The sequence below is a fragment of the Sanguibacter keddieii DSM 10542 genome (genome assembly GCF_000024925.1).
Classification (GTDB): domain Bacteria; phylum Actinomycetota; class Actinomycetes; order Actinomycetales; family Cellulomonadaceae; genus Sanguibacter; species Sanguibacter keddieii.
Genome location: NC_013521.1, coordinates 3,210,857 through 3,231,866, shown reverse-complemented (window position 1 = coordinate 3,231,866; position 21,010 = coordinate 3,210,857). Strand labels below are relative to the sequence as shown.

Below are 21,010 nucleotides of genomic sequence, written 5' to 3'. Positions count from 1 at the left end.
GCTTGGACTGCGCAGCGGGCGGGCTGCGCGCGGTGTTGCTGGAGCCTCCTTGTCTGGGGTGTTCGCTGCGCGTGGGCTGGACTGAGCGGCCAGGTTGTGTTGTGTGCCGTGGTTCGGCTCACGCGCAGCGATGGGGTGGACGGGTGGTCTGGACCGTGCGGTCGGCAGTGAGCGGACCGTGCGGTGGTTCATGGGGTGGCCCGTGGACTGAGATGGTGTGTCCGTGCGGACCGGACGGTGGGGGTTCGTCGTACTGACCGTCGGGCTGGGCCGTGTCGGCCGTGGACCGGCCTGCCGGTCGGACGGCGGCTGTTGGCCTGGACCGGTGTGCCGGGTCGCGCCCCGGCGTGCGCCCACTTGATATGGGGCCTAGCGGCGGGCTCGGACCGCGCATCAGTGCGCGGTCGGCGGGGTGTAGTGCCGCCCCGGCCTGATGCCGGGGCGGCTTGTTCGTGAGCGCTTTCGCGCATGGAAAACGCCGACCGGCCCGCAGGCTGATCGGCGTGAGATGTGAGGCACCCCCGCACTCCGGCAAGGAGACCGGGGCGGGGGTGCGGCATCAGATGAGCCGAGCGGCGGTCACCAGCCTCCGCTCGGCGTCCCGGGGCAGCAGAAATAACCCGGTTCATCCAGATGAGACGCGCTTTCGTGCGCCTTGTATCCATTATAGCACACGGCGCGACATTATCCCCGCGACACGCCGAAGAGTCAAGAACTTTCTTGAACCAGTTTCGGTGACCGTGTGCCCGACCCCCTGCCGGTCACACGGTCACGTCATCAGAAGTCCACCGCCGGAGCCGGCTCCTCGTCCTCCGCACCGGGGTTCCAGATCTCCATCGGGACGGCATACAGGCGAGCCGATGACTTGGAGCCGAACGCGACCGTCCAGGTCGCGGCACCCTTCGGGTCAGGCACTGACACGTCCTTCAGGCCCTTGCGTGCCTCGGCGATCGATACGCCGAGCACACGCGCGACCTCGTCGGGGAGGAACGCGACCATCCGGGTGTCCGTGCCACGAGGTGTGTACTCGCGACCGACGATGATCTTGTCGACCGAAGAAGACTCGCCATCGATGACCGCGCGACCCGAAGCGACGGCGGAGCGGAGGCTGTCGATGAGCGTCTCGGCGGTGGAGAGGTCTGCAACGTGCGCTGCCTGGGCGGCGCACAGGCGATCGGCGGCGTCGCTGAAGATCTCCGTCGCCTCCTGCTTGGTGAGTCGTCCGCACTCAGTCGCGAATCGCAGGTATGCCTCGTACCCGACCAGTACGCTGGCCAGGACCTCGCGTGCTCGCGTTGTAGGGATCGCAGACTGCTGCCTGCGCTCGATCTGCGTCTCCATTCGAGCTCGACGGTCAGCGAGATGGGACTGCCAAGCCTCCAGTCCCCCCATCGCTTCGATGGACTTCGCGCACCACTGAATGAACGCGGCGGAAGACAAGTTCATGTCCCCGCTCGCGGCGAGCTTCTCCAGTGCTCGTGCGCTTGTACCGTCCGCGTCGGCGAGCGTGGTCTCCCGGTCGATGCGAACCACGAGGAGTCGCTCCTGAGCGCTCACCGGCAGCCCTTCCTTGCCGGGGGCGGGGATACTCTCACCCAGGAGGACGAAAGCGGGCGCCGAGCCGTGCGGGCGCCGAGTGTTGTACTCGCCGTCGACGCCCTCCGCCAGACGGGCTCGCCCTGCACCGGCGCCGTCATACACGCGGCGAGCAATCTGCGAAGCAGCCGCGGAGTGGCCTTCCCTGGCATCCTTGCTGTCGCCGACCTTCCACATGTCGTCAATGATGACCTGCCCCTGGTGGACGCCCGCGCCCGCGTCAGCCAGCGCCTTCGCGGTCGAGCTGGCAGAGATCATCTGACCGCGAGCGAACGCCTTGCCGGAGCGGCTCCTGACGAGGGCTGCGATCGTGGACTTACCTGAGCCAGGCTTACCGATGGCTGCGACCGCTCCGCGCTGTGGCCCACCCATGACCCCCCAGAAATAGTTGCCCTCGATCGCGTAGAAGGCCGTCGGGTCAGCGAAGTGTTGCAGTGCCCCCAGTGCCTCATCGATCGCAGTGACCGTCGCGCTGTCGATCGTCTGGCGGTCGAAGCTCCAGAGAGGGTCCGGGTACGCGATCTGGGAGAAGACCCCGTCGTTGAGCTTGGACCTCATGCCACGGACGAAGCCAGAGGATGAAAGGGCCAGGCCGTTGTGCAGGTAGGCGACACCGTGCACCTCGTCGTCGACCCAACCAGTTCGGCGATACTCGGCAGCATTGAGCTTGTCGTCGGTGATCGACGAGCGGATCGCGGAGCGAATGTCCGCGAGCTGGCCCGGCCGCTCGCAGTAGTAGAGGGTCGTGAACTCCGCGCCAGCCTGGCTCAGGAGCCAGGGGATGTCACGGCGACGGTTCTCCGGCACGCGAGGGAGCTCGACCTCGATGCGGTCGTCGCCACTGCCGGTGGCGATGATCATCGAGTGGTACGGGTCGAAGGTGGACCCACCGGTCTCGCGGTGGGGGTTCAGGTCGTCGCGCCCACTCCAAGTTGCGGTCGTGCGGATCGCGAAGTCGGCGAGCAGCTCGCCAGGGTGCATAGTGCCGTCGGCGTCCTGGGTCGCGCGCTCTGTGATCTGACCGGCCTCCCAGTCCATGACCACGCCAGCCATCGAGGCGCCGATGGACTTGCGAGGTGCCGCCTTCTTCTTCGCTGGCTTGCGGCCGAGCGACGTCGTCGCGGCCTCGATGATCCGCATGAGCTGGCCCGTGCGGTTCTCAGACACGGGGTTCGACCCGAGTGCGTCGTCGAGGCCCATCTTGGACCCGCCACCGATGCTCGCGATCTTCGCCTTCTGGGTGCCGAGGTTCGTGTGCAGGTGTGCCTGAAGGTCGGACGCGGCTGTCCAGACGTTGAGGTTCGACTTGACGTCCGCGTCGAAAGCGATGATGACCTCGGCATTCACCGTCACCAGCTTGCCGATCTCGGGGAGCGGGACGCCCGCCTTGGAGAAGTTGCGGCACCCCTGGATGCCGATGACCAGCCAGTCCGCAGGCAGGTAGATGTCGGCGGCGATGGTCTGCTTGGTGCCCTCGACGATCAGGATCTTCTCGGCCTTGCCGACGAGGTGCTGACGCTTCTTCGGCACGGTCAGGATCGCACCGCGTCCGGACTCCTGGAGGTACTTGCCCCGCGCCTCGGTGACGTGCTGGTCGTCCAGACGCATCTGGTAGGACGTCGTGCCGTCAGCCTCGGTGAGGGGGAAGACCAGGCCGGTCAGGGCGCCACCACCGTGGTGGCTCAGGGTCGTCTTGTCGAGGTCATTCGGACCCATGCAGGAGAAGATCCCGCGTGCGAGAGCCTCCTCCTCGCTGATGCCCGACTTGCGGAGCATGTCGACGTGCGGGGCGATGATTCGCGTCGGACGAGTGATGGCGACGGGGGCTGGTGCGGTGCTCGTGTTGCTCATGGTGACCCTTCGGTGATACTGTTACAGTAGAGGGGTTCCTCGACCGTTTTCGATCTGCTACTACTTACAACGAACGGTGTTTCCTGGTTGTTCCCATTTCGGGAAGATTTTTTCGACCTGTTTTCAGACCCTGTGTTCGCAGGGTCTCCAGCCCCGACGGCACGCACCGCCGGGGCTCCTGGTTACTCGGCGGAGATCTGCGCGAGGCGCGCTTCGAGCGCGTTGTGTCGGGCGAGGATGTCGTCCTGGCCGTAGTAGAACTCTCGGTCCGCCGTGTACTGGTCGTCGAACCCGTGCGGGGACGGGTCCGAGTAGTCGGTGTCGTCGTCCTCGAAGACGTGCTCGATCCAGTCGGCCAGGCCCTGGATCTCCCGCAGCTGCGTCGGCAGCGAGGCGCGCAGCGCCTCGGGGCTGAAGGGCTTCCCGGTCTCGTCGGAGATCTTCACCGTCGTGGTGATGGACTCCCGCGCCTCAGGGTCGGTGACGCTGACCTGCTCCTGACCGGAGGCGATGGCGGCCCGCTCGACCGTGTAGCCGACAGCGACCTCGGCAACGAGCTCAACGAGGGCCTCGTACGCCTCCTCAGCGTCCTCGTCTTCCTCGGGCTCGTCGGCCTGGCGGGCAGCCTTGTCGGCCTCCCACCCGGCACGCAGGCCAGCCTCACCACGGTCGAGGATGCTCTCCCGACCGATGAGTTCGATCTGCATGCCGTCGACCGTGATGGTCCGCGTGGCGGCGGTTGCTTCGGGGGTGTTGTTCTCTGACATGCGGTGCTCCTTCTTCGGGGTGTGGCTGGCAGCGAGTGCTGAAAGCCGGTCTGGGCTGAAGCCAGCCCAGGAGTCGATGACGCCGGTCTCGTCGGAGACGATGACGACGGGCAGTTCGAGGTGACCCAGCTCGCGGGCCTGAGCGATCGCGGTCTCGTCAGACGCATCGACCGAGGTGTAGTCGACCTGCAACTTCGCGAGCCGGCGGTGCGTCGCGACACAGGGCTGACACCCGTCGCGAGAGATGACCTGGACGGTCGGGGCGGCGCTCATGCGTTCAGCTCGTCGATGACGTCGAGGACCATCAGGTGGAGCGCGACGCCGGGGTGCGGCGCCCGGCGAACTCGAATCGGGATGATCGTCCGGACGACGAGGTCGCCCTTCGAGGCGACGATGAGACGGTGCTCGATGCGGAGGGTGATGCCCGCCGCCTCGGGGAGCATGCGGGTCAGGACGGCGGTCTCGCCGACCAGGTGCGACCACCAGACATCGGCAGTTCGGCGGTCGCCCGCCAGGTCGGCCCTCTGCATGCGCTGGATCGCCGTGCCCAGGCGGTCCGTCGCGCGGAGTTTGTCCTCCTCGGCGATCTCCTCGACGGACAGGTTCTGGTAGGCGCGGCCGCGCGGGTGCGGACGAGCGCTGCGGACGTCGTTGCCGATCATGCCCTGGCGGATCGTCTCGATTGACGGGCCATCGGAGTTGAGCCACGCGGCGGCGGGGTGGTCGGTGTTCTCGTTCATGGTGACTTCCATTCGGTTGACTTTCCGGACTTGCTCTGCTACCAACAGCCTATCAATGGACACCAAGTGCCACACGAAGCGCACTTAGTAGCAGGTTCACGACGCAGCGAACCACCTGTGCAGCGTTGCTCTGGACACTCCGGCGGTCTTCGCCGCCTCGGCGACCGGGACGCCAGCGGCGATCGAGCGACGGGCAGCAGCGACCCGCTCCTCGCGGTCGGCCCCGACCACTCGCAGGTGACGGTCGGCGACCACCTCACGAACCTGCGAGAGCGAGAAGAGAGCGACCGGGGTGGAGTCCAGCGCCTCGATGCGACCCTCGGCTACGAGCTTCGCGACCGTGCCAGTCGGGATCGAGAGCGACACCTCGATGTCGGAGGCAGCCGTCAGGTCACCGGCCGGGGTGCAGCGAGCTGACCACGCCTCGAACGGGATGTCCGAGGCCGGTCCGCACGGGATGCACGACAGCGACGGGGCGGCGATCTCAGTCCACCCCGCAGGAAGCGTCAGACGGCGCCCACAGGCGCACAGTCCGGCCGCAGCGGGCGCCAGGGGCCTGGATGTGGTCTGGAGCCCCAGGGCGTCAGCAGCGCGCTCCTGCGCCGTCTTCAGGAACCGGCGTGCGCGGGGGAGGGAGACGTCCTGAACGCCCTCCTCGCGGCCGACGTGGAGGAGCTGCTCGATCGCAACGATGGCAGCCTCCGTCTGAGCCAGGCCCGGCCCCCGGTAGAAGGTCTCGCCCGCGACGGCAAGCATGAGTGCACTCTCGTGGGAGCGTGCCTCGCGAGCCAGGTCGACCGAAGTAGCGAGAGCACGCTCGTCTCCAGGCATCGGATGAGAGGCAAGGACCTGGCGGTCAGGGCGACCCTGGCGGTGAGGCGCGGTGGTTGCCGCGCGACGAGCGCGGGTGCTCGGGGTGCGAGCGGCGTAGGAGAGAGGGGCGACCATCTGGTCGAGGGTGCTCATTATGGTGTTCTGCCTTCCGTGCTGCCCCTGGTGAGCGGGGCTCTCGAACCCCCCGATGGAGGCTCACTTGTAAGCATGCGCCGGAAACGAGGGGTGGGAACGAAAGTCGCAGAACCGGCTTTCAGGGCTGAGCGGATGTTAGGAGCGATCCGGGTGAACGGGTTCCTGAAGGGCGGCTCGGTGCTGCGGTGCAGGGAGAGTGGATCTACAGCGATCCCAGGGCTGTAGATCGGCTGTAGAACCTCAAAACCATTGCAAACACTGGGGTTCACTACCTCTATCTACTGATCTACTGATCTACAGAGAGAGATTGAGAGGTATGGGTTGTGAACACATACATACCGCTGAGTTCTCTATGTCTACGTCTCTCTAGAGGGGGGTGCTCTTGCCTGCTGTAGATCCGTAGAACGGTAGATTCGACGGGGCCAACACCTCGCTAGCCGCAGAATCCTGCGGTTCCCGTCATCTACAGGACCCCTCCGCCGTTCTGCAGATTGAGCCTTGGCTGTAGATTCAGCGGCCCTGAGGTGCTCCGGAGGACGGATCTGAGCGCAGAGGCCGCTCCGGCAGTGGCCAGGTGTGCGAACATGCGGCCATGAGCGACTACTCCTGGGTGGCCCCCATCTCGACCGGCGTGGCGGGACTGGTCACTGCCGCCGTCGCCTGGCAAGTAGCCACGAACCGTCTGCAGCTGTTGCGAACGGCAGTGGAGCTTCGCGACCGGATTCCGCCCACGATCCAGATGGAGTGGGACTTCCTCATCTTCCGGACTGCGGCAGCTGTGGTCGATCGAGGTACGAGTTCCCGTGTGCCGTCCTTCTTGGCCTTTGCGGCGTGGGTGACATCCGTGATGGGGGCGCTCGCCAGTCAAGTGTGGTTGACCGTCGTCGCAGTAGTCCTGGCGGTCGCGTCGTTCGTGATGGCGTGGGTGAAGCGGAGGGAACTCAATCGTGAGAAGGACGCCTGGGTACTCCGACTTCAAGCCGAGACTCGGCGGCTGGAGGTTCGGAGCGAGAAGCTGACCGCCGATCTTCAGGAAGTCAGTGAGGAGTTGACCCCCAGGCTCAGTGCCACTGTGCGTCAGCTGTATCGAGAGGGCATATCGAGGCCGAGCTTGTACCGCTACAGGCTCCAGTTCGAGGCCGCACTCAACGCTGGCGCCCCGATCCCCGAGGACCCTCGACTCTCTGAGGGGATGTCTGTCGCGTGGAGGGTGCGTGGGGGGTGGCGGAAACTGCGCGGGTCGGAGTATGACCTCCCCGAGGAGCCGATCGCCCTTGCGGCGCTGAAGAGGTATGGCGCAGCCGAGACCCGCAACCGGTCGGAGCCATCCACGTCGTCGTAGAGGCTGCATGCAGGCGCCTTCACCCGAAGCGTTCGCCTTCTGTGTCCAGCAGGCCGCTACGCTCAGGGGCTATGACCCGTCGGGATACGAAACTGCTGCTCGCGGTCGCGGGATCCATGGCGATCCTGGCGTCCGGCTTGATCTTCTGCTTCGTGACTGGGAGATGGGGCCTGACGCTGCTGGAGTACGCGACGAAGAACAACCTCTTCGAGCAGGGCTTGTCCTACGCGCCACCATCACTGCTGATCCCGGTGATCGGCCTGGTGACGCTTGGTGCGGGGGCCCTGATCCTGGGCGTCGCGCTGCCTGCGTCTAACAATGGGAGAGTTGTGGCTGTTGAAGGTCAACGACTGACGTGGCAGCAGCCTCCCCAGCAGTGGCAGCAGCAGCCACCCCAGCAGTGGCAGCAGCAGCCACCCCAGCAGTGGCACCAGCCGCAGGCGCCGCCCTGGGAGCAGCGGCCCCAGCAGCCGCCTCGTGACCCGTGGCGCCCGCCACCACCGCCCCCGGTCTAGCCCTCTCGTCACAGGACGTCGTTGCGCCACAGCATCCTTGACATGACTGAACCTCGCACCCGTGTCGGTACGGGGTTCGCTGGGCAGGACGATCGTGAGCCAGTGATGGCTAGCATGAGCCGATCGGCTCACCACAACGGGGGACATGAGATGGCGGCGAAGAAGCGGCGACGGACCGGTCGAGAGGGCGATGGGTCTACGCGGGGCGGCCTGCGAATGGCGATCCCTCTCAGCTTCGATGTGACGAAGTGCCTCAAGTGCCACGGTGATCGCCTGCTGGGCGGGCCGTGCCCGGAGTGCGGCACAGCGGGGCGACCCGGGGAAGTTAATTCGGCGGTGGTCAGGCGTACTAGTCGCGTGCGTCAGGTCGAGCATCTGCTCCAGCGGAGGCCTGACGAAGGCGCGGGAGTGGCCCCCATGGGCGCTGTCAAGAGGGAGGAGCTAGCAGAGTTCGGAGTCGAGTTCCTGCGCGGGCTGGCAGCGTTGGGTTCGGGGGAGCTCCCCACGTCGGGTGTCGCTGAGACCGAGGCCGCAGTGAGGCGGCTGGAAGAATTCCGTGCCAGAGCTCGAGCTACGGGGGTGCTCCGACCACACGTCGCAGCGAGCAGGGCTATCGGTCTCGTGCTGACGGAGCTCGAGTCTCTCTGGCCGTTGTACTCCGCAGCACTCACGGCAACCTCCCTGCATGAGGCTCAGGTGCGCGGTCAGAAGGCTCAGGTGGTGGTCGAGAACGCCTTCAGTGCCCTGGATGAGTTCGAAGCGATGGAGCACGTCTCGGCTGCGCTCCAAGACCCGGGGCACGGTGACTTCATCGACAGAACCCTGCTTGCCGTCAGTCGCCTCTACCCGGGAACCTCGCTGCTGGAGCTCGCGCCGATCGGTGCCGAAGAGGCTTCCAGGTCAACCGGTGAGGACGTGGACCCGGCTAACGGCGCCCAGTTTCTCCTGCTTCGCGCGGCGGGGCGTGCGGTGCTAGATCCGGAGAAGCTCGAGGCATCTATGGGCTCAGCGCTGCGCCTCTGCAACAGCAGCGAACACCTGGCGACAGTCGCGGCCATGCCCGGGGCGCTTCCCTCTCTCGCTGCCAGCCTGAGGGCGGTGTATGAGGGCTTCAGTGCGTTCGAAGCAGTGTTGCACTCGGGGCCCTCGGACGAGGCCGTCATCCGTCGAGTCGTCTTGTTCTACGGAGAGACGCTGGAGGGGGTCGGCGGAGCCTTGTTCGCGTGGTTCGCGCTGCTTGCAGGTCTCAAGTCGCAGCAGTACGAAAAACTCGTCCGTGACAACGACGCTACTCAGCTACTGCGTCGACTGAGTGATTCCGAGGCCACCGAGGCCCTGTTCCGAGATGTGAAACCTCACCTTCGGCATGCCGCGCAGCACGGTGGGGCATTCGAGGTCGACGGCGAAGTCATTCACTTCAACCTGCGATCTTGGTCTGGTTCCATGACCTGGGGTGAGCTGGCTAACGACATGTTCGCTCTGCTGGAGGCCCTGGCCGCCACCTCCTGGGCACTGTCAACGTCTCTCACTGGCGCCGGGATCGAGATCCCCGACGTACCTGGTTCAGTCGCTCAGCAAGGGAGCTTCCGGTTCGCCCGACAGTGGATCGAGCAGCAGCCGTGCGGTTTGCTCGACTCTGAGGACAACGGGGGAGTGTGGAGATTCGTGATCGCTGATCGGTCGGCGAATCGCGCCAACCTCGCGTACGCGCTTGCGATGGGGTCTGATCCGAAGTTGCGAAGCGTGACGGTCCAAGTTGAAGGCGCTACTACCGCATTCGAGATCGCGCTTTCCGAAGTTGAGGCGTACCTAGAGGCCGGAGAGAGGCGGGACGAAGATCAGGGGCTGTGGCTGATCGCGCTGCTGAAGTTGCGACTGGCGGCGCGCAACGGCAAGGAGTCGATGCTCCGTTCCTCGGACCTTCTCTACGTGGCGTCGCTCGCCGGGGTTTACCTTCTTGCTGACCATCCACAATGGATACCCGTACTTCGGGAAGTCAAGAGAATGGCTGTGGAGACCGGCCTCACGGAAGCCGTCGATGTCGTGCACGACATATTCAGGGCCTACCGGAGTGACGACATCGAGGTGCGGCGCCCGGTCGCGACGGCAGTCAACAAGCGTGTTCAGGAGGGCGCGTACCCGCTAGAGCCAGACGCAGAGTCGGTCACCTGCGTCAAGTGACCGCCGACTGTGCGATGGGGAGGCCTAGGGCGTGATCGAGACCTCCACGTCTGCATGGTCCGTCAAGAGCACCCGCGTGAGGTGTGAGGCGGGGTAGGCCGGGCGCCGTCCGGACGGCTCCCATTCCGAGACTGGCGCAGCCACAAGCTGTAGCGGTTTTGGATTCTCGAAAGCTTCGGTGATCTGCGCATCCGTGAGTGATCGACTGACGAATGCCTGCATAGTTCGAAGCGAGGTGGTGAGTTGCTCGATGAGCCTCTCCAGCATGGCGGCGAACTCGGCCAGGAATTCGAGAGGCATGGCAGTTGACATTGTCATGCCTCTGACCTGTTCGACCGTGGTCGTGCCGTCTGGGTGCCGCTGAAGGTCGAGCATGGCGTGAGTAACAGTCATGCTGTTCTCTGAGTGCGCCGCGAACTTGTTCCGTGTCGTGTTCAGCCGGACCGTCAACGAAGCGTCGTCGGGTGAGAGGTCGACGAACTTCGCGAGGTCCGACCTAGCGTGCGAACCGTAGGTGCGTCCGTACGCGACGACCGCGTAGACGCGGAGCTTCTTCGCTACCGTTTGGTCGGATGCGGCCTCAGCCGCCTCTAGAGCACCGAGCGCGTCACGCAGATCCCGCATGTGACTAGCTGCGTCGATGAACTTGCGCACGGCAGGGGTATCAGGTGCCGTTGTCTGCACCCGCCCGAGTGCAGCATCTAGCGCCTGGTGCACCTCGGCGACCGCGTAGTCCTCAGTACTGGCGTACCCCACGAGCTGTTGCACTTCGCCACCGTCCAGGGGACGGTACGACAGCGTCGCCATGACCGCGCCATGACCACGCAGTTCAGGGGGTGCAGTCACAACGACGGGGTCGGTGCTTTCGCCGGGCTGGAGAGGGCTCGTGGGCATGGCGCCAGCGTATTGGATGGCGGCACTAGGAAGCGCGCACTGGCATCGATGCCTCTGTGGCCAACGATCTCGATCGGCATCGTTGCAGAGGTGAACTTCCACCAGAGTCTCGCCCCCGGAACGCGAACGGGCTAGGTTCGAAGAATGACGAACTACATCGCACTTGTCGAGCAGGCCAGCGGAGCCAACGAAGTCTGGAGTGAGCAGAAGTTCCTGGTGTACCGAGGCTCGTTGGAACTGGCAGTGACGCTCATGGACAGGGGGCCGGGTGAGATCTTCCGTTACATGGCGCGAGCGGAGGTGACTCCCGGCCGAGGAGTGGAGATCGAGAGCACAGGCAATCCGGCGTCAACCCCTGATGAAGCGCTGGAGAACATCCACTGGAATGAGTTCGACTGATGGCGCGGGCAAACAAGTGGCGTAGTTTCCAGGCGGCCGACGGTCAGATCTGCGATCTGAAGCATGCGGGCTCGACCGCTGATGATGAGCCTCTCCACCGGGACGTGAAGGTGCAATACCTCACAGGGGAAGAAGGGCGGCAGAGCGCCAACTTCCGGCCGGAGGACGGCCCTTTGCTTCGTGAGCTGAACGAGGTCAACTACGAAGCTTGGACTCGCCACTGAGGTTGTGGGGTCCTCACCTCACGCCGCCTGGGCGACCGGGCGGAGCACCGCGTGGCCTTGGCCGAGTCGGACGCCGACGACCTCGTACCGGCCGGACCACACCGCCTTGAAGGCCGCGCCGTCGGTCGCAGGGTCGAAGTCCGAGGGCAGGGGCACCCTCAGCTCGCCACTCGCTGCGTGAGCCACGGGCTCGACAGGGGCCTGAGCCGGCTCCTGAGCCACGATGCCCTTCTCTGCACGTGCAGCCGCCCTCTCGCCCTCTCGGACCGCCGCGAACACGCGGACCTCCTCAGCCCGGGCTGAGGCCCTGGCCCGCTGGTCCGCGATGGCGGCGGCGCGCATGGCCCGAGGTGCCAGGCCGGTCAGCTCGTCGGGCTGGGCTGCGACCCGGTCCAGCGCCTCCCGGACCGAGTCGCCGGTCCAGGTCTGGTGGTCCAGCCGGGCCTGGCCCAGGGTCTTCAGGGTGGACCTCACCGTCCTCTGGGCCGACCCAACGACGACCTCGGGGTCCTGGCCCGCAGCCTGGGCTACAGCGATACCCCAGGCCCGCCCTGAGCCGAGGATGGACCACGCCGGGTGCTCGGCGGACCGGATGAGGACTGCCAGCGCATCCTCGCCGCCACCGTCAAGGGTCTGGGCCAGTGCCTCGACGGACTCATACAGCGGACCGTCGGTCTGGTCCGAGAGAGCTGCCGGGATGGTCGACGGCAGTCGGTACCGGCCCGGCGTTCCACGACCGCCGGAGAGCCGAACCAGGTACCTGCGCTCGATGGCCGTCTGGATGGCCCGGCTCGCGCCCTTGTCCGAGAGTCCGAGCCGGGCGCCGAGCTCGTCGTAGGACACCGCCACCCCTAGCCATCCGTTCCCGCTGTGTAGTTGCTGGAGCACCTGGCCCCCGATCCATCCGGCCACGAGCTTGGCATTCTGCGCTGCCACGGCACGAGCACCAACGGGCTCGACGGCGAGACGTCCGATCAAGCAACGGGCAACCCGCAGTGCATCCCGTTCTCGTGCCGAGTCCGTACCGGACTCGGAGACATGTCTCCGAGCCTTGGACACCAGCCCCCGCCACACGGCGATGTTCTCGACAGGAGCACCGAGCTCCGCGACACGGCGCAGGGACGCGCGCAGGAACCGGGGCGGCACGGACCTGCTGGGGTCGAGTCCCCACGCGAGGGCAGCCAAGACCTGTGAGGTGGACGATGCCGATGAGCGAGCACGCAGAAGGGCGCGAACTTGGACGTCGAGGACAGCGGGTGCGAAAGGTGCGTTCATGCTCTAATCTTACTATCACCATGCAACTGAGGGGCAAAGCCCCGTAAGTTGCAAATAGGTGAGAGGAAGAGCAGGGCCGTGGGGAGCGCGTGTTCGTCGCGACCGCGAGGTCCCCGCAGACGACCAGCGTGGGTGAAGAGCTCTGACGGCGTGCACGGGTAGGGCGGCAGCGCACGCACGGCAGGCAGCTCTGCTGCGGCCAGCGAGAGGCAGGGCGAGAACATCGGTGCAGGGCTGGGCCGTCGACGGTGCCAGCGCGCGTCCACGGCAGCAGGGGAGCGAGAGCGCGGCTGTACCTGTCGACGACCAGCGGCGGGTGGCAGAGGCTGCGTGACCAGGCACCGGTAGGCAGGGGGCGCAACGGTCACGGTGCGGACGCCGGTGCGGGTGTCGGGTCAGCACAGCAGGGGTGGCGCCGGGGCTAGGGCAGGGCGGGTGGACCTGTCGGGGTCGGTGGGGTTCGGGTTCGGTGAATCAGGGGAGGACTTCGTCCCTCCTGATTCACCTCTCCTACTTACCTACCTCTTCATCCACCTGGTCCACCTCAGCCGGCTGATCCACCACAACATCCGCCTGGGCATCACTGCCGGACTTCCGCGCATGCTCCAGCGCCTCGGCGTGGAAGGCTCCGACCAGGTCGACGATCCCGTCGTCGTACCCGTGCGTCAGGATGAACTGCCGGATGGCTCGCGCGCGATCGAGGGCCTGCTGATCGGTGAGCGACTCTGCCCATGCAGTCAGGACCGAAAGGGGAGGGCTGGTCGCGGGCTCGGAGATCATGCCGACCAGCGACGTCCTGGCCATGCGCGTCTCGACCGCGAGGTTGGCGCGCTCCCGCGCCGTGAGGTAGGTACCCGCTCTCAGCGCCTCGCGCTCATCGTCGTTGCTGCCGTACCCGACTGATGTGCTGTAGGTGGAGGGCAGAAGCTCGGGCTGAGTAGAGCCGGTCACGAGCACGGGGATGGCGACCGTACGAACCCACGTGGCGAGCGCTCCGATCTCGTGCACCAGCACGGGCCACTCATCGGTACCGGGTCTCTGGAGAGCCAGGGTGGCGTAGATCGAGACGGGGACCTGCGTCCCCGCGTCGGTTCGTGCGAGGACGTCCCCCACCCGCGATGGGCCTTCGCTCAGCGGCATGAAGGCGACCGCGTCCGTCGGAGTGTCAGGGATGATGCGGGCTACACGCGCGGCGGCAACCGCAGGCGTCCTGTGCTTGGATAGATTCGTGTGCGAGACAAGCAGGTACAGCGGATGGGTCTGAGGGGTGTTGCGTAGCCTGTACGGCTGAAGCTCCTCGATGCGGCGGTACAGCGGCGACCCGTAGAGCAAGGGCGCGGGCATCCGCTTGGAGCCCTTCTGCTCCCAGATGGCGAAGTCCTCGGGCGTCGTCGAGGCGGGCATCGAGATGCTCCCCGGCTCCTTGTCCCTCATGGCCCGGCCGAGCTGATACTCGACCTCGGCGTAGATCGTGTGTTCGATCGCGGCACGCAGGGTCGTCATGGCGTCAGCCGCGTAGAGGGCGATCGCGCGCGGGACCGGCCGGATGGCGGCGATCCGCGTCTCGGACCCACCGTGGACCGGTACCTCCACGAGGTGGAGCGGGCCGTCGTCACCCTCAGTGTCGCCGTACCGCAACACTGCGACGTTGAGGTGGTCGATGAGCTCCTCGGCGTGTGCGAGCGTCGACGCCACGGGGAGGTGATGGTCGGGCAACCATGCGAGATGCGGCTTCGGCATAAGGTCACCGTAGCGGCAACCGGTGTCGGTGCCGCCACGGTGCTGGCCGGGTCTGCTCAGGGGTACTGGAGCTTGTTCACGATGGCTACCACCCGGTCCGCCAGAACGTCCGCTCGACGTTCTCCACCCTGAACGGCGTGAAGGTAGACGGACACGTCGCCGACCTTCTTCGGGACGCCGTTCGTTACACCACGGCTCAGCTTGGCGTTGGCGCTACCCGTGATGCCATCCGGGTTCGTGGGGCTGTGAGGCGCGAGCCGTGTGTTCAGGTCCTTCAGACTGCTCTTGCTGCTGTGCGCGATCACATTCCGAGTGCTCTTGAGCAGGTTCAACGCCCACGTGTCTTCGAGTGACTGGGCGATCTGAGCGACCTTACTGTCGAAGGGCGAGTCGAGCTGCTTGCTCGCGGCCTTCTTCCACTCAGCCACGTCTTTGAAGGTCACGTTGCGCTCCGACTCGTCCAACAGGGTCTCGATCTGCTCGGCGGTGAGCCAGGCCGGATAAGCCAGAGAGAGGGATCCAAGTGCGGAGATGATGCCGTGACCAGGCAGTGCTTGAACCTTCGTCGCGAGAGTCTGGTTCAGCGAAGCTACGAACTTGCTGGGCTTCTTGGAGATCGCAGCGATGTGCCACCGGTGCTGGAAGAGCTCGAATTCGCCACCGACGCGGAAGATGTAATCAGCCGTCGCGCCCTTCTTGTCAGCGCCAGATGCGTTCGCTGCCTTAAGTGCGATCTGGATGTTCTCGTGTCGCTGCTTCACGGCTTGGACGTCTGCTGTGAAATCGGCGATCGGGTCGTTGGGGTTCAGGGTGTTCACCATGAAAGGACCCTAGCGAGCCGAAGCGGATGGATGGCCGATTCCTACCTCCTTTCACCCGCCCAGTTGCTACGGCTTCAGCTGCACCCGCTCGACGGGCAGCCAGGCGAACCAGGGGGCTCCCCAGCCGCTGCCGTCATCAGGCTGCTGGATGAGCAGCATCCGGTCCCTCAGCGCCGTGGCCACGACGTCGATGTCGAGCACCCGGGTCGCGCCGTCGAAGCACCGCGACTCGGCGATGGCGGCACGCGGCACGATCATCCGCCAGCGCAACGGGGTCGGAGTGACCGGGCGGATCAGGCTGCCGTAGCGACGGCCCGTGCCCGTGACGAACTCGTCCTCCATGGCTCTCCTTTCGAACGCACGTTCGAACAGCCTACGGCCTTCGGTTCCCCGTTCGCAGTGGGGTGCTACCATGTAGTAGGTACTAGACGGTAGGTAGTAGACCCGCACCCTTGGAGGAGACAGCATGACCGAGACCGAGACGACCCCGACAGCAACCCCCTCAGCAACCGAGCGATCGGCGCGCATCAGGCCCGACAGCCCCGGGTGGCGCAGGTCGTCGTAGCCCTGGTGATCGCTCTTGGTGTCAGTGCCCTGCTCGCGGGCGTACCAGCGATCCTGGCTGCCGGGGCGGCGGCGGGGCTACATCCGTGGCTACGCCCCCTTCTGGCGGTGGCGATCGACGGTGCGCTCATCGTCTACTCGCTCGTGATCGTGGTCCGTCGCTCTCGGTCTGAGAGTGCTCGACTGCCCTGGGCTGCGACCGTCCTCCTCGTAGCGGGGAGCGCGACTATCCAGGTCGTGCACGCGCTCGATGTTGCCGGATCCGTCTCGCCCATGCGGGTCGCCGGAGCTGCGGTCGTCGGGGTCCTGCCGCTGCTCGTGGCACTGAATTCACACTTTTTGACGGACCTCTTGGTCGAGGCCCCGAAGCCCGTTCGAAAGGGCCGCACGAAGCCCGCCAGCAAGCCTGCTCCTGCCCCTGTAGCGGCCCGGAAGCGGCCCGTCTCTCGGGAGTCCGATGTTGCCGCCCCGGCCCCGCTGAGGGCCGTCCGGACGCCCGCTGAGGGTGTTCCCGTCGCAGCCGAAGGGGACCGCGAGGCCCGACGCGAACGAGTGTTGGAGCTCAGAGCTGCCGGTCGCTCGTTCTCTCAGATCAGCGTCGAAACCGGGATCCCCGCATCGACGGCCAAGAGGCTGGCGGCTGCCGCCTGACGACCCCAGAGAACCCCCGTACCGGCTCCTCCCGGTGCGGGGGTTCTACTGTGCCCGGGGTGTCCACTTCAGGTGGCATGCGAACCTGTTCGTGTCATGACAATCCGCAGAAAGTACCCCACTCAGGCCAAGCCCGACTCTGGAATGACCCTCCCGGAGCTCCTGGTCGCGATGATCATCTCAACCGTGGTCATCGCGATCGGCGTTTCGCTTCTCTCGCAGACCTTCAGGGTCGCGGCGTCCACGCAGACCCGCGCCGAGCTCTGGAGCTCGATGACGAACAGCTCGATTCAGCTGATCCGCGATGTCAACGACGGCACGAAGATCGTCACGTCCGAGCCCCGTCATCTCGCCGTCCAGGTCGTGCGCGATGGGCGGTGCCAGACCAGGGACTGGCAGGTCGACGGCGACCGTCTGGTCAGCACCACAACCTTCTACGACGCCCCGTCGTGCACCGGCGGCTCGACCGAGCGGAAGGTCGTCGCCATCAAGGGGAATCTGAAGTCGTTCACGTTCACCTACTACTCGGCCGCGAGCGTCGACTCCGAGCTGCCCGCCCCCGTCTCGCCTGGCGTGGTAAATCGGGTCGGTTGGACCATGTCCGCGACCCCGACGGACACGACTGCCGTGCTCCGGCTGGAGTCCGGTGCCGCCTTCACTGGACGTGGTGCTTCCACGGACGGCGGAGGTGCGACCCAGACGCCGCTCGCCGCGTTCCTCTCGGTCACCACCAACGCCAGCGGTATCGAGGGCGTGTCTGCGCCCATCCTCTCCTGGACTGACGCTACGCCTGAGCTCACACAGGGATGGGCGGTGTACCGCACCTCATACCCCGAGGGTTCTGACGCCTCCTCATCGTCGACCGGCTGGGAGCAGATCGCGTACCTCAGGACGGCCACCCCGGCGCCGGGCACGATGACCTACACAGACCGCACGCTTCCACGCGGCTACACCGGCCTCTACGTCGTCCGGGCGACAGTGCCCGATGGCTACGGCCCGTCATCGAATCAGAAGGCGACGGGGCTGCGCCCGTCGCCCTCGTCGACCCTCACGACGACCGGCGCACCGAGCACGATCGAGCTGTCCTGGACTGCGCCTCGCGGGGCCACGGGCTACGACATCTACCGGTCGGAGACGGGGTCCCCCGCGCCGATCCTGTACCGGACCTCGGACGACATCAAGGGCTCTGCGAAGCGGTCGGGCACGGGCGATGCCGTCCGCTGGACGTGGACGGATCCTCTCGCTGCGGGGCACGCGCACACCTATTCGGTCGTGCCGGTGAACCGGTGGGAGCGCTTGGCGACGACCTCTTCTCAGACCGGCTCCCTCCCGATCGGAGAGGCACTCGCTCGCGCCTACAGCGGCACGACGTCGACGACCCGCACGGCGCCCCGGGCGGCTTCCCCTCTCTCAGGTGCCTTCACTGCACCTGCGCGTCCCGAGCGGGCGGTTCTCGACCTCTCGTCCAGGTCGTCTGCGACCGACTACCGGTCGACCGTCGCATGGACTCCGGCGCCGTGGGTTGGAGGCGGTCCCGAGGTTGCTACCGACGGACAGGGCCACAGGGATCGGGGCTGGGCGGCCGAGCGTCGTGGGTCCGCCTGGGAGGCCGTGTGGGCGGCTGAGACGCCGCGCACGACCACCGTGCGCACGGATGCTGGGACCGAGCCTGACATCACGTACGGCTACCGCACGCGCACGGTGAACGGCTCCGGTGCGAGCGCGTGGGCTGCTGAGGCTCGGATCCTTCAGCGTCCGGCTGTCCCCGACTCTCCGACGATCGCTCTCTCAGGCTTGACGACCCGACAGGCGACTGTCCGTGCTGCCACGAGCCCGTCTGCGACGGCGTGGGAGATCGGCATGACCACGACCGCCGGGTCCCCGGCGATGCGGGGTGTGAGGGACGCTGACGCGAACCGCCGGGCCGTGTACGACCAGCTCACGCACTCCTCGTCGAACGCTTGGCGCTCGCGCTCGACCAACATCCCTCCGACGGGTGTCTCCGGCGGCGGCACCTCGGCGTGGGGTGCGACCGACTCCATCACGACCGACCGTCTGCGCGTGTGGCTCTCGGACGGGTCGAAGACCACCCTCTCGGTCAGTGCCCGGCTGAACACTGAGGGTGGGAGCAGCGCGAGCGTCACACGCAGTGGCATCACAGGTGTCGTCGGCGCTGAAACGCAGGGCAGCTACGGCGGCGGGCAGGCGCACATCTTCCGGCCGCTGCCGCACAACACGAGCTACACCCTGACGGGGGACCTCACCGACGGGTACAACAACGTCTCGGACAGCGCGACCATCACGACCGACCGCCTGAGCGTGTGGCTCTCGGACGGGTCGGCGACCACGAGGTCGGTATCCGCCCGCCTGCACAACTTGAACGGCAGCTCAGCCAGCCTGACGGTCGAGGGGCACCAGACTCAGCCGAGCCTGGGCGGCGGGCAGCTGCACACCTTCGGTGACGGTCACCCCGGGCTGACTCACAACACGGGCTACACGCTGACCGCTCGCCTGACGGACGGGTTCAACCATGTCTCCTACCAAGACGTGATCCGGACCCTTGAGTTCCTGCCACCCCGGGTGGCCTTCGACTCGATCACCACCAGGAGCGCGAGGGCGTGGGCCGACTGCGGCTCGGCAGCGGGTTGCGCGGTCGTCGGGCCGGACGGTCGCGAGCTGCTCTCAGGGTCGACATGGAATCAGCTGTCCGACGACTCATGGCACGACTTCCAGGGCGTCGCATCGGACGGGTGGAACCGGGTCACCACCAGGGCGTCGGCGCGGACCCTCCGGCTCGTCGCGGCGCCGCCGTCTTGCTCGATGACCGGCGGCGGGGACTCTCCCGGCTCGGCGACGATTAGCGCGTGGGGCGGCAGTGGCGGCTACGAGTACAGCCCTGCACGGGTGCGCACCGGGCTCGGTCCGGGGTCCTACGGCGGGGCAGCTCGGTCGACCGTCAGCGATGGGTACAACAGCTCGGCGAGTGGCTGGGTCTCCTGTGGCTCCGTGACCGTCACTGACCCGTACCCAACCCCTTGGGGTGGCAGCGCTCCGGCGGGGTGTCCCTACCCCGGTACCTACATCACCCCTGCTTCGCCTAGGACCTGGCAGGTTCGTCGCGCCTCGGTCGCTACCTGCGAACTGCGGTGGCTCGTGACGGCAGCGGGCGAAGCCCCGGGGCGTCCGGCTGGGATGGTCGAAGGCGCAGGTGTCTACTCGGTGGGCTCCGGGGCCAGCGCGTACACGCGGACGAGCGGCGAATCGGGGCCGATGGGACCGCTTGTAGGCGGATGAACGCAGACCGACCTCCCCTGACTGGCGAGCCCACAGGGGAGGTCGGTGGGGCGGGCGCTACACGACCCAGAGCACGTACTCGGAGCGGTCGAGAACCCGGCCGTCGACGAGCATCGGTGCTGCGAGAACTTCTTCGAGCGTCGGCAGCGTCCTGTTGCCGTAGTCCTTGTTGTCGAGCTCTCGGAAGCTCCCGTGGCGCGAGAGGCCGAAGATCTTGTAGTAGTAGCCACCGTCGATCGGGGCCACGTACGCCAGGTACTTGTCGGCCTCCTGGGTTCGGGTGTCCCAGTTCTCGACCGTGATCTCCGGCTCGACCGCCGGAGCCTGGCCGGGGGTGTCCTCGCCGATGCGGACCGGGGCCTTCTCGGTGCCCTGGTAGACGACACCGTCGACGACCTGCGAGAACTCGTCGACCTCAGGGGCAGCAGGCTCGACAGGTGCCTCGGTGGTCTCAGCCGGCGCAGGGGTCGCCTCCGCCGACTCGGCTGCAACGGGAGCTGCGGGGACCGTCGTCTCAACTGCGGTCGCGGAGGGTGCAGGCTCAGCAGGGGAGTTAGAACTGCACCCCGTGATGAGGGCGAGAGCGAGCGCGCCAACGAGCGCTGCTGCTGTGTTGCTGCGACGAGCCGCCATGACGTGTCCCCTGAGTGGTTGAGTGCTTCTTAACACACCTTACCATGACATGCAACATCTGTCCACGATCGTCGCGAACCTCTGCTATGCCTCGTTCGCGTCCTTGATCCACCTCAGGACGGACGAGTGCGCGACCCTCGCGACCTCGCCTTGGAGGGCGGCGCTGGTTCCGTGCTCGCGCGCGATCGCTTGCACCATCACGGTGACGCCACCAGACGCCAGGTCTCGTGCCCGCCCGACCTGCTGAAGCATCGCAAGGGCGCGGGCCTGCTCCGCGTCGAGCTGCGCCCGGCCCGGGTGTAGCGCCATCTGCGCGGCCGCGAGGTCAGCTCCTAGCTGCTGGCCGAGCTCGTTGCGGGTACGAAGCGCGTGAAGAGCGCGGAGCGCCTCGGCGAGCCCCGCCTCCGCTGACAGTGCCGCGCCGTCGACGGTCGCAGCGAGCTCCGAAGCCTCGTCGAGCAAGCGTTCGAGGTCATCCGCGCTGCTACTTCCCTGCCGCTTACCCATGGCCTGAGCGTATCGCAAGGCAAATGTGACCCATCTCACTTCTATTG

Annotated in this window: 18 protein-coding genes; 7 read left to right on the top strand and 11 right to left on the bottom strand. The window is 66.5% G+C overall.

Going from position 1 to position 21,010, the window contains the following annotated elements; genetic code table 11:
- Positions 1-777 precede the first annotated feature (777 nt).
- From SKED_RS14185 to SKED_RS14170, 4 genes are all read right to left on the bottom strand, one after another.
- Positions 778-3,447, bottom strand: a complete 2,670-nt coding sequence (locus SKED_RS14185) for a DUF3854 domain-containing protein (RefSeq protein ID WP_012867861.1) — start codon at positions 3,445-3,447, stop codon at positions 778-780.
- A 182-nt stretch (positions 3,448-3,629) separates the two neighbouring features.
- On the bottom strand, positions 3,630-4,487 hold the full coding sequence (locus SKED_RS20435; protein WP_012867860.1) for a glutaredoxin family protein: 858 nt from the start codon (positions 4,485-4,487) through the stop codon (positions 3,630-3,632).
- Positions 4,484-4,954 (bottom strand): hypothetical protein, encoded by a 471-nt coding sequence (locus SKED_RS14175; protein ID WP_012867859.1) that lies wholly within the window; start codon positions 4,952-4,954, stop codon positions 4,484-4,486. Before SKED_RS14175 ends, SKED_RS20435 begins: the two co-directional genes overlap by 4 nt.
- Positions 4,955-5,050: 96 nt before the next feature.
- A complete protein-coding gene (locus tag SKED_RS14170; RefSeq protein ID WP_012867858.1) occupies positions 5,051-5,710 on the bottom strand; it encodes a helix-turn-helix domain-containing protein in 660 nt (219 codons plus the stop codon).
- A gap of 805 nt (positions 5,711-6,515) precedes the next feature.
- Between SKED_RS14170 and SKED_RS14165 the strand changes: the two genes are divergently transcribed.
- The 3 genes from SKED_RS14165 (at position 6,516) to SKED_RS14155 (ending at position 9,961) form a co-directional block, all read left to right on the top strand.
- Positions 6,516-7,265, top strand: a complete 750-nt coding sequence (locus tag SKED_RS14165) for a hypothetical protein (protein WP_012867857.1) — start codon at positions 6,516-6,518, stop codon at positions 7,263-7,265.
- Positions 7,266-7,336: 71 nt separating this feature from the next.
- Positions 7,337-7,780, top strand: coding sequence for a hypothetical protein (locus SKED_RS14160; protein WP_012867856.1), 444 nt, complete (start codon positions 7,337-7,339; stop codon positions 7,778-7,780).
- A gap of 417 nt (positions 7,781-8,197) precedes the next feature.
- Entirely contained in the window at positions 8,198-9,961 is a 1,764-nt protein-coding gene (locus tag SKED_RS14155) for a hypothetical protein (protein ID WP_012867855.1), read from the top strand.
- 24 nt (positions 9,962-9,985) lie between these two features.
- On the opposite strand, the gene SKED_RS14150 is transcribed toward SKED_RS14155, so the two are convergent.
- Positions 9,986-10,855, bottom strand: a complete 870-nt coding sequence (locus tag SKED_RS14150; RefSeq protein ID WP_143755747.1) for a hypothetical protein — start codon at positions 10,853-10,855, stop codon at positions 9,986-9,988.
- A 144-nt stretch (positions 10,856-10,999) separates the two neighbouring features.
- Between SKED_RS14150 and SKED_RS14145 the strand changes: the two genes are divergently transcribed.
- Positions 11,000-11,254, top strand: coding sequence for a hypothetical protein (locus tag SKED_RS14145; protein ID WP_012867853.1), 255 nt, complete (start codon positions 11,000-11,002; stop codon positions 11,252-11,254).
- Positions 11,254-11,478: a hypothetical protein gene (locus tag SKED_RS14140; RefSeq protein WP_012867852.1), complete on the top strand. Its 225-nt coding sequence runs from the start codon at positions 11,254-11,256 to the stop codon at positions 11,476-11,478. The genes SKED_RS14145 and SKED_RS14140 overlap by 1 nt, the downstream gene beginning before the upstream one ends.
- An 18-nt stretch (positions 11,479-11,496) precedes the next feature.
- On the opposite strand, the gene SKED_RS14135 is transcribed toward SKED_RS14140, so the two are convergent.
- The 4 genes from SKED_RS14135 to SKED_RS14120 form a co-directional block, all read right to left on the bottom strand.
- Positions 11,497-12,390, bottom strand: coding sequence for a hypothetical protein (locus tag SKED_RS14135; protein ID WP_217167892.1), 894 nt, complete (start codon positions 12,388-12,390; stop codon positions 11,497-11,499).
- An 873-nt stretch (positions 12,391-13,263) separates the two neighbouring features.
- A complete protein-coding gene (locus tag SKED_RS14130) occupies positions 13,264-14,493 on the bottom strand; it encodes a hypothetical protein (protein ID WP_012867850.1) in 1,230 nt (409 codons plus the stop codon).
- Positions 14,494-14,549: 56 nt separating this feature from the next.
- A complete protein-coding gene (locus SKED_RS14125) occupies positions 14,550-15,314 on the bottom strand; it encodes a hypothetical protein (protein WP_012867849.1) in 765 nt (254 codons plus the stop codon).
- A 66-nt stretch (positions 15,315-15,380) separates the two neighbouring features.
- Positions 15,381-15,656, bottom strand: a complete 276-nt coding sequence (locus SKED_RS14120) for a hypothetical protein (RefSeq protein ID WP_012867848.1) — start codon at positions 15,654-15,656, stop codon at positions 15,381-15,383.
- Between the two features lie 204 nt (positions 15,657-15,860).
- On the opposite strand from SKED_RS14120, the gene SKED_RS14115 reads away from it, so the two are divergent.
- Positions 15,861-16,529, top strand: a complete 669-nt coding sequence (locus tag SKED_RS14115) for a hypothetical protein (RefSeq protein ID WP_012867847.1) — start codon at positions 15,861-15,863, stop codon at positions 16,527-16,529.
- Between the two features lie 96 nt (positions 16,530-16,625).
- Positions 16,626-19,823 (top strand): prepilin-type N-terminal cleavage/methylation domain-containing protein, encoded by a 3,198-nt coding sequence (locus SKED_RS14110; RefSeq protein ID WP_012867846.1) that lies wholly within the window; start codon positions 16,626-16,628, stop codon positions 19,821-19,823.
- 57 nt (positions 19,824-19,880) lie between these two features.
- Here SKED_RS14110 and SKED_RS14105 read toward each other — a convergent pair whose 3' ends face one another.
- Positions 19,881-20,456, bottom strand: a complete 576-nt coding sequence (locus SKED_RS14105; protein WP_012867845.1) for a hypothetical protein — start codon at positions 20,454-20,456, stop codon at positions 19,881-19,883.
- Between the two features lie 84 nt (positions 20,457-20,540).
- The gene (locus SKED_RS14100; protein WP_143755746.1) at positions 20,541-20,963 is read right to left on the bottom strand and encodes a hypothetical protein; all 423 of its coding nucleotides are present in this window, start codon (positions 20,961-20,963) and stop codon (positions 20,541-20,543) included.
- Positions 20,964-21,010 lie beyond the last annotated feature (47 nt).

Bases quoted from the DNA above. Each gene is read 5' to 3' on its own strand.
- SKED_RS14185 (WP_012867861.1), bottom strand. From the start codon at position 3,447: ATGAGCAACACGAGCACCGCACCAGCCCCCGTCGCCATCACTCGTCCG.
- SKED_RS20435 (WP_012867860.1), bottom strand. From the start codon at position 4,487: ATGAGCGCCGCCCCGACCGTCCAGGTCATCTCTCGCGACGGGTGTCAG.
- SKED_RS14175 (WP_012867859.1), bottom strand. From the start codon at position 4,954: ATGAACGAGAACACCGACCACCCCGCCGCCGCGTGGCTCAACTCCGAT.
- SKED_RS14170 (WP_012867858.1), bottom strand. From the start codon at position 5,710: ATGCTTGCCGTCGCGGGCGAGACCTTCTACCGGGGGCCGGGCCTGGCT.
- SKED_RS14165 (WP_012867857.1), top strand. From the start codon at position 6,516: ATGAGCGACTACTCCTGGGTGGCCCCCATCTCGACCGGCGTGGCGGGA.
- SKED_RS14160 (WP_012867856.1), top strand. From the start codon at position 7,337: ATGACCCGTCGGGATACGAAACTGCTGCTCGCGGTCGCGGGATCCATG.
- SKED_RS14155 (WP_012867855.1), top strand. From the start codon at position 8,198: ATGGGCGCTGTCAAGAGGGAGGAGCTAGCAGAGTTCGGAGTCGAGTTC.
- SKED_RS14150 (WP_143755747.1), bottom strand. From the start codon at position 10,855: ATGCCCACGAGCCCTCTCCAGCCCGGCGAAAGCACCGACCCCGTCGTT.
- SKED_RS14145 (WP_012867853.1), top strand. From the start codon at position 11,000: ATGACGAACTACATCGCACTTGTCGAGCAGGCCAGCGGAGCCAACGAA.
- SKED_RS14140 (WP_012867852.1), top strand. From the start codon at position 11,254: ATGGCGCGGGCAAACAAGTGGCGTAGTTTCCAGGCGGCCGACGGTCAG.
- SKED_RS14130 (WP_012867850.1), bottom strand. From the start codon at position 14,493: ATGCCGAAGCCGCATCTCGCATGGTTGCCCGACCATCACCTCCCCGTG.
- SKED_RS14125 (WP_012867849.1), bottom strand. From the start codon at position 15,314: ATGGTGAACACCCTGAACCCCAACGACCCGATCGCCGATTTCACAGCA.
- SKED_RS14120 (WP_012867848.1), bottom strand. From the start codon at position 15,656: ATGGAGGACGAGTTCGTCACGGGCACGGGCCGTCGCTACGGCAGCCTG.
- SKED_RS14110 (WP_012867846.1), top strand. From the start codon at position 16,626: ATGACAATCCGCAGAAAGTACCCCACTCAGGCCAAGCCCGACTCTGGA.
- SKED_RS14105 (WP_012867845.1), bottom strand. From the start codon at position 20,456: ATGGCGGCTCGTCGCAGCAACACAGCAGCAGCGCTCGTTGGCGCGCTC.
- SKED_RS14100 (WP_143755746.1), bottom strand. From the start codon at position 20,963: ATGGGTAAGCGGCAGGGAAGTAGCAGCGCGGATGACCTCGAACGCTTG.